6 protein-coding genes and 1 pseudogene are annotated in these 7452 nt (G+C 57.4%); 5 read left to right on the forward strand and 2 right to left on the reverse strand.

The features are described 5' to 3' along the window. The first annotated feature begins 478 nt into the window (after positions 1-478). Positions 479-1474 (forward strand): metallophosphoesterase, encoded by a 996-nt coding sequence (locus AC628_RS30290; protein ID WP_074130462.1) that lies wholly within the window; start codon positions 479-481, stop codon positions 1472-1474. Positions 1475-1851: 377 nt separating this feature from the next. On the opposite strand, the gene AC628_RS30300 is transcribed toward AC628_RS30290, so the two are convergent. Further along, complete coding sequence (locus tag AC628_RS30300) at positions 1852-3231, reverse strand: recombinase family protein (protein WP_083633203.1); 1380 nt, start codon at positions 3229-3231, stop codon at positions 1852-1854. Then, positions 3228-3674: a DUF2924 domain-containing protein gene (locus tag AC628_RS30305; protein ID WP_074130465.1), complete on the reverse strand. Its 447-nt coding sequence runs from the start codon at positions 3672-3674 to the stop codon at positions 3228-3230. The genes AC628_RS30300 and AC628_RS30305 overlap by 4 nt, the downstream gene beginning before the upstream one ends. Before the next feature lie 371 nt (positions 3675-4045). Between AC628_RS30305 and AC628_RS30310 the strand changes: the two genes are divergently transcribed. The 4 genes and pseudogenes from AC628_RS30310 to AC628_RS43255 all read left to right on the forward strand — a co-directional run. Continuing rightward, on the forward strand, positions 4046-4819 hold the full coding sequence (locus tag AC628_RS30310) for a hypothetical protein (protein WP_074130466.1): 774 nt from the start codon (positions 4046-4048) through the stop codon (positions 4817-4819). A 145-nt stretch (positions 4820-4964) separates the two neighbouring features. After that, positions 4965-5162: a helix-turn-helix domain-containing protein gene (locus AC628_RS30315; RefSeq protein ID WP_210190281.1), complete on the forward strand. Its 198-nt coding sequence runs from the start codon at positions 4965-4967 to the stop codon at positions 5160-5162. Positions 5163-5573: 411 nt separating this feature from the next. After that, positions 5574-6215, forward strand: coding sequence for a hypothetical protein (locus AC628_RS30325; RefSeq protein ID WP_074130468.1), 642 nt, complete (start codon positions 5574-5576; stop codon positions 6213-6215). Between the two features lie 930 nt (positions 6216-7145). Then, a pseudogene (locus AC628_RS43255) lies at positions 7146-7452 on the forward strand (EVE domain-containing protein); the annotation flags it as partial.

A 7452-nucleotide genomic window follows, 5' to 3' on the forward strand; every position in this document is an offset into this window, starting at 1 on the left:
CAGCCCCATGATGGGCATGAAATATTCGTTCGACGCCAGATTGGAGTTCGCCCGCAGATTGTCGGCGATCTTCCAGAGCCCGGCTTCAAATTTTTCGAGTCCCTCCAAATGATCGGCGACCAACGCGCCTGATTTGATCTTGGCAGGAATCGGGCCCCCTACAACACTCGCGTCCATATCTCAGCTTTGCCCCTTAAGGTTTCCGACGATTATATCGCGCGCGCCTCGGTTGCAAAGCCGTAGGCGTTCCGTGTTTTCTTAGCAGATCGTCTGGGTCTTGGGTAATTGCCTGGGGAAGCAAAGGACAATAGCTTCCCGCATCGACACACCGCGGCGCCACTTATCAACCTGGTTAACTCGGAAGCTTGTCGGCTGTTTCGCCGCTCTCTATTCCGAAGTTCCATAACACTCGATGGGCGAATCTGTGCTGGTCTGGTAGGCCTGTTCAGTCGCAGATGACTGTACGCTCCTGCTCCTGATGCCAGACAAGTTCGATATCATCGGTGACATCCACGGCCACGCTGACGCGCTTCGGCGTCTCTTGGCCTCTCTCGGATATCAAGAGGTGGATGGCGTGTTTTGCCATCCGGAGCGCCGGGTGATTTTTGTCGGCGATTTCGTCGACCGTGGTCCCGAGCAGCTGGCTGTTCTGCAAATCGCCAAGCGGATGTGCGACGCAGGGCTGGCTTTGGCGGTGATGGGCAACCACGAGTTTAATGCGCTGGGCTGGGCCGAGCCGGATGGCGCGGGCGGCTTTCTTCGACCGCGCAACGAAAAGAACGCGCACCAGCACCAGGAATTTCTTAAGCAGATTGGAGAGGGGTCTGCGGCTCATCTGGCGGCACTCGAATGGTTTAAGAGCTTGCCCGTCTGGCTGGACCTTCCCGGGGTGCGCGTGATCCATGCGTGCTGGAACAGCGCGGCGCAAGAGTCGCTCGACGGCTGTCTAGACCCTGGCCATAGGTTTACCCAGGAAGGGTTTCGGGCGGCCAACCAGCGCGGTACTCCAGCCTATCGGGCGGCCGAGGTGTTGCTTAAAGGGCCCGAGGTGTCGCTCCCAGACGGACGTTTCTTCTTCGACAAGGACGGTCATAAGCGCCAAGACGTACGGATTCGTTGGTGGGATCCAGCAGCGGTGACCTACCGAACTGCAGCGCTCGGTATGGACGGGGAGGAGACGAGCTTGCCTGATCTGCCGCTGACGGCAGACTTTCACTACCAAGACAAGACGCCAGTCTTCTTTGGCCATTACTGGCTGCGCGGAACGCCATCGCTTTCAAATGAATATGCGAGTTGCCTCGATTTCAGCGTAGCAAAGGGCGGGTTTCTCACCGCCTATCGGTGGTCCGGCGAAAAGCTACTTTTGCCGCACAACATCGTTTTACGTCGCTGCCGGCTAGTCTTGGCTGATACGCGCGCGTGCCTGGAGAAGGGCCTGCTGCTCATCCCACTCGATTGGAAGCGATTGAAGTAGCCGTGCGAGATCCAAGCCCTCGGGTTGTTGGCCGTTAAGGATGGTCTCAGTGAGCGTCGGAGACAAAAGTGTCAGCCGAAGGACCCGGCAGAGATAAGATTCATTGATCCTTTCGGCCTTTGCCAAATCTCGGACCGAGGCAAAGAGGTTGGATTCGAGCATACCACGCCATCGATGAGCGCGAACGAGCGCCTTGATCATGGTACTATCGACACGCGCTGGGGCCGGCGACCAGGGCGATGAGTCGGCCGGGGTAACAACGCGCTTTCGGCCTCCCTGTCGGCGCAGCGAAATCGGAATGCTCACAACAATCGTGCGGCCATCACGGCTCAATTTGGGGCGGCCTGGTGCGCCGATTGTAATGGGAGCTGGGCGGGTCATTCGGCTGCTTGTTGGAGGACTGGCTGCGTGCTGAGTTGGTTGGCGAGAGATGTTAGGCCTTCAACCTTGAGTGTGATATCCAGCCTGTCCGGGCCAAGATCGGCGCGCTCAACGAGCAGCTCAACGATGCGAGCTTGCTCCGCTGGAAACAGCTCATTCCATAGCTCGTCAAACCCGAGGAGTGCGTCGCGGACATCGTTCTCATTGACGTCCTTGCGCTGCTTGCGCGCTGCACGCCAAGTCTGAACGATGACTTCAGGCGTTTGGAGCAGAAGGCGAACCTGATCAATAACGATTCGTTCGATCTCGGCGGCCGGCACCATTCTGACCGGGCAGTCGGACCTGCCCTGCTTCAGAGCGGTCTGGCTGATGTAGTAGCGGTAGAGCCGACCAGATTTCCGCGTGTTGGTTGGCGTCATGGCTGCCCCATCAGGAGCAAATAGGAGGCCTCTCAGCAGTGCTGGCGATCGCGCACGAGCATTGTTTGCCCGCTTGCGGGGGCTCTCCTTCAAGATGCCGTGGACCTGGTCCCAGAGCTTGCGATCGATAATCGCTTCGTGCTCGCCTGGATACGACGTGCCCTTATGCACGGCTTCGCCGATATAGACCCGGTTGTGGAGGATCTTGTAGAGGACCCCCTTGTCCAGCAGGTGGCCATATCGGTTTTTCGCGCCAGCGGCGACGAGTTCGCGAGCCAGCAGCGTAGCAGACTTAAGCTGGACGAATCGTCGAAAGATCGATCGCACGCGTTCAGCATCCTGCTCATGGATGAGTAGCTTGCGGTCGCGGACTTCGTAGCCGAGGGGTGTCCAGCCTCCCATCCACTTGCCACGCTTACGGGACGCTGCAACCTTGTCGCGGATGCGCTCGCCGATCACTTCTCGCTCGAACTGCGCAAACGTGATCAGGATGTTCAACGCCATGCGCCCCATGGCGTCCTTTGTATTGAAGGACTGAGTCACGGAGACAAATGTGACGCCATGCTGTTCGAATAGCTCGGCGAGCTGGAGGAAATCGAGCATCGAGCGAGAGAGGCGGTCGATCTTATAGACGACGATGACATCTATCTTCCCGGCTTTGACGTCCGCGAGCAGCCGCTTGAGGGCGGGTCGCTCTAACGTGCCGCCCGAAAAGCCACCATCGTCGTAGCGGTCTGAAACCGGGGCCCAGCCCTCCGCGCGTTGGCTCGTGATGTAGGCCTCACAGGACTCCCGTTGCGCATCGAGTGAGTTGAAGTCCATATCGAGGCCTTCCTCACTCGACTTGCGAGTGTAGACGGCGCAACGCGTTTTGCGAATAGCGCCTGGCCGTGCGCTCACATCGAACAGGCTACTTGAGCGCTTTGTGCCGCGTTGAGGACGGTGGCGTAGGCTCATTTGCGGTCCAGCGTGTTCTTAAGGCCAAAAAAGACCCAGCCATTCCATTTGGTGCCTGTGATCTCGCGGGCGATCGAAGACAGGGACTTGTAGGGCCGGCCAAGATACTCGAAGTCGTTCAAGCGGACCGTCACGGAGTACTCGACGCCCTGCCATTCCCGGATCAGCCTGGTTCCGGCGATTGGACGCAAGGCGGGCCGAGCTTTGCGCTCAGTCGGCTCCTGATTGGCATATTGCTTAGCCATGGCTTTCAGGCGGTCCTGCGTCTCGCGGCTGAGCCCGCCGTAAGTGAGTTCCTGGATGCGGTAGGCCAATCGGTTCTCGAGGAAGCGGCGGTTGTAGGCAGGAGGTTCGGTATCGAAGAGCTCGCGCCAGCGGGCTTTAAGGGCGTCGACAGGGGAGCTCTTCAGGGCCGCCAGCTGCGACAGGACGTGGGTCTTCACAGGGTCAATTCCTTGCTGTATTGCCGGACATGACCCTCAACGACCGCTCGACAGTCGAGCGGATTTTCTTCGTTGCGGTGCGATAAAGGACTGGACTTTCGCTCCAGAAGACGCTGGAGCCCTGCAGCCAGTAGCGAGCCGAGTTCGGCCAGGTCTTCTTGATTGCGATGGAGGGCCTCTGATTGCATGGCCGGCAAGCTGCATTCAACTGAAGACGCGCGCTATATCGATTTTGGCTTGCCGCAGTTGGCGGGCGTCAAACGTGGTGCATCGTAAATGGTCGCCGTGGATGATTTGCAGATTCGCGTATCTTGAAGTCGATTTGTTGCTCTTAATTGCGGTCAAACACCCGAATCACTGCCAGGTATCGCATGTCCAAAGAGAAGCGTGGATCGGTCCCTCTTCAGGAGGTGAGAGAACTATCGTATTCCAAAGAAGGCGGACCGGTGATTGTCAGCACTAGGACGCGAGGCTTTCTGCTGGACGTCGGCATTAAGACCCACACGGGCGCCCTGAGTGAGCTATTTTTTCAGCCGAACGGGAAGGAGGTTTTGAGTGCTCTTTCCGACCGACTGCGTGTTCACCTTACTGCTAAGAATTTACCAACTGACAAAACGCCACTCGCACCAATTCAGGGTGGATGTGGGTACACGCCTCAGGAGCTCGCGCTATCCGCTCGCGATGATGCTTGGTTCGAAATAGCGCGGGATTCGACAGAGCCGTTAAGCGAGGACCGCTTAGCGGCCGAGCTACTTCATGCAATCACCCTTCTGTTTGCGAAGTTCAGTGACGACGAACTGAGCGATATATACCGCGCGATGTACCTCTATCAGCTCCACTCGGCAGCAGGCGAACTCAACGAATTGGCGGTCGATGGGAAGATTTCGAGAGGCAACAGAGCAAAAGGGTCGCAAGCCAAGAAATCGAAGGGAGAATTGCAGCGTCAATTGATCTTATCGATTGCGCGAGACTTCTGGCATCAGCATCCAAAGCTCAATGGCCAACCCTGGAATACAGCGAAAAAGATCGCTGATGCGGTCAATAAAGAACGGGCGAAACTACGGCTTGGTCGTGAGCCACTCGCCGCTAAGACCATCTCCGACCATTTGCGTATAGCTTTGGAAGAGGCCGGCGTGCAGCCCTAAGAGGCTCCGCTTCCAAACTCGCCAGTTTGGACGTGATCCTAGTCTGAATTGTCCAGTTCAGACGTGCAGCTGGTTGGATCAGGCTCGCCATCTGATTACCCCTTGAAGCGCTGAATCGTATTTGATCGCGCTCCAGGAGGTTCCGATGACTACCCCCGAGTTTGGCAACATCGTCCTGCTCACTGAAAAGCAGGCCGCGCGTTTGCTCTCCATCTCATTTCGAACACTACAAGCTTGGCGGAGGACGGGCGTCGGTCCATCCTTCATCAAGCTGGGACGTGCGGTCCGCTATCGGCAACAGGATCTCATCGAGTGGGCCGACGGACATCGTCGGACAAGCTAGCCCGACGGGCCACCATGACATCAAGATCCAAGAATGGCGATCTGTTTGATCGAGCTAGCCTCCTTCCCCCGCTTACACCGATCGCTCAAGAGCTCGAGGCATACTTCGAACGGGGAGGCTCGATCGATGGCGCAGTGCCCTTTGTCGCTGCTCTTGAGCGCGCCAACACGCGAACGCTTCCCGTACGGAGGAGGCAGGATCAAGGACGTGGCAGCCGCCTGCCAGCGGAGTGGCGCCCGACACAACATGAACTGCAATTCGCCCTAGAGCGCGGTCTCAGCCACGAGCGTGCGCTAATTGAAGTCGAAAAATTCACGAACTACTGGACAGCCAAAGTTGGCGCCGGCGCTACGAAGCGCGACTGGAGTGCCACTTGGCGAAATTGGATTATTGCAGCTGCGGAGCGCATCAATGCCCGTCCTTCCTATCCCGCTTCCCAACGTACGCAAACTGGACCAGATGCCATCTTGGCCGGAATGGGTCGACTTGCGCGTGCGATCGATGAAAGACGAATGTCAACGGGCGCTGGTGGACGGGAAGTACAGGACCCTGCCAACGCTCCCCGTCGACTTGGCTTTGACCCAAGATCAGAGAGCGGAGATTGAACGCTACATCTCCGACGTGCTCGCTCTTTTCGAGCAGACGCCGGCTCAGCATGAAGATTGGGAGCGAGCTACGCTCGCCAAGATCACAGAACTTTTCTTCGGTCCTCTACGCAATGGACGACCCTCAGCCGATGAGGTCGAAATAGCCGGCAAGTATTATCTTCTGGCTCTTCGGGACGTGCCATCATGGGCCGTTGACATTGCGGTCGAGAATTGGCTCTGCGGCTTCTGCGGCAACGATGAACGCGGCGAACCGTACGATAGTCAATGGCGGCCAGTTCCCGCCGTGCTGAAGAAGGTCGCAATAAGTGTGACCTATCCACTGCACGCACAGGTCCGGATGCTTCGCCGACTTCTTGCGGCAGAGCCGATCATCGAGTTTAGCGAGGAACACCGCGCCAATATGAGAGCAAGGGTTGCCGGCCTGTTACTTCTAGCGCGCGGTTGATTTGTTGTTGAGTTCGTATGCGCTGGTCGGTTAACGGCGGCGGCGCATATTGATCGCTTACCGTGGGATGCAGCCTAAGCAAAGCCCGGCCTCGAGCGTGAGGGTGGCTGCCGGCGAGATGGTGATCGCCGCAAGTAGACGCGACCTGTGCAGCACCATCGCATGCATGGGGTCCGATAGCGACGGGCCTGGCTCCGCCGAGCATGATCGCTGAGGACGTAGGAAGCATCTCGGCGCGAAAGCGCTGGGATTGCTCGCCTATGTCCTCCGCAACAAACCTTCACCACCGAACATTCGAAGGGCTTGCCGTCAGTGAGAACATGCAGACGAGACGATGGCTGTAAAGCCGAGGCGTTAGGCTGGATCTCGGAGGCGATTGCCGTGTGTTTAGCGGGGTGGGGTGGGTCAAAAGTCTACGAGCTTCCCTCGTCGACCGGTCTCCATGGTTCACACGCAAAAAGTTCGGAAATAAAAACAAAAAGCCCACTTGGCCTAACGACTCATTTGCGCCGACTGAGGTGGAACGAGGGGTGGGGGGTGGTCAATTCCTCAGGGACCCTCGCTTAGGGACCGGCCCCACTCTCACTCGTAGATTTTTTTCCGATGGTCGCGATTTTTGGCAGGGCCCGTTGATCATGCTGCCCGCCGAAACTGTGAGGGAGTCCGAAAAGTGCTGCTTTGTCGGATACTTAGGGCGCTCGACGTAGGGCGAACCGAAACATGGGCCCCAGCAACAAGCGATTTTCGGGTGCTTATTTTTCGTGGGTCAATCGCTCTCCGAACGGCACGCTAAAAAATGCCGCGAAATTCAGTAGGGAGGGGGTACGGGACGAAGCTAGAACAAAGTCGAAATAGCTACTTGAGGTGGATTGGGCCTAAGTTGCTAAGCGGGTCTTTTTGAGATTCAGCTTTTTCTAGGAAAGGTATTGGATGAGCCGCTTCTGTGGTGAAAGGCAAGTTGCTGAGCTCCTGGCCGCTGGTGAACATTGGCGGGATGCTGCGCTGCTTGGCCAGCGTTCGCTCTTTTCCGAAGAGGACGTCTGGAATACTGCCAATGTTGAAATGCTTGATGATGCGTTCAAGCAACCTTCGAGTGAGACGGACGGTCGTTTTGTCGACAAACTGCGCGGTGTGCTGAGCTCGTGCCCGGCTTCCGTTAAAATGCTGGCGGCTGAAATGATGTGGCTACTATTGCTATGTCCCAGCAACGTATCGATCGATAGAAAACGCGAAACCA

Origin of the sequence: Bradyrhizobium sp. NAS96.2 (genome assembly GCF_001908235.1) — a bacterium.
In the GTDB taxonomy this organism is placed as follows: Bacteria; Pseudomonadota; Alphaproteobacteria; order Rhizobiales; family Xanthobacteraceae; genus Bradyrhizobium.

What these genes read in the sequence shown, in the direction of transcription:
- AC628_RS30290 (WP_074130462.1), top strand. Translation starts at nt 479, where the DNA reads ATGCCAGACAAGTTCGATATCATCGGTGACATCCACGGCCACGCTGAC.
- AC628_RS30300 (WP_083633203.1), bottom strand. Translation starts at nt 3,231, where the DNA reads ATGAGCCTACGCCACCGTCCTCAACGCGGCACAAAGCGCTCAAGTAGC.
- AC628_RS30310 (WP_074130466.1), top strand. Translation starts at nt 4,046, where the DNA reads ATGTCCAAAGAGAAGCGTGGATCGGTCCCTCTTCAGGAGGTGAGAGAA.
- AC628_RS30315 (WP_210190281.1), top strand. Translation starts at nt 4,965, where the DNA reads ATGACTACCCCCGAGTTTGGCAACATCGTCCTGCTCACTGAAAAGCAG.
- AC628_RS30325 (WP_074130468.1), top strand. Translation starts at nt 5,574, where the DNA reads ATGCCCGTCCTTCCTATCCCGCTTCCCAACGTACGCAAACTGGACCAG.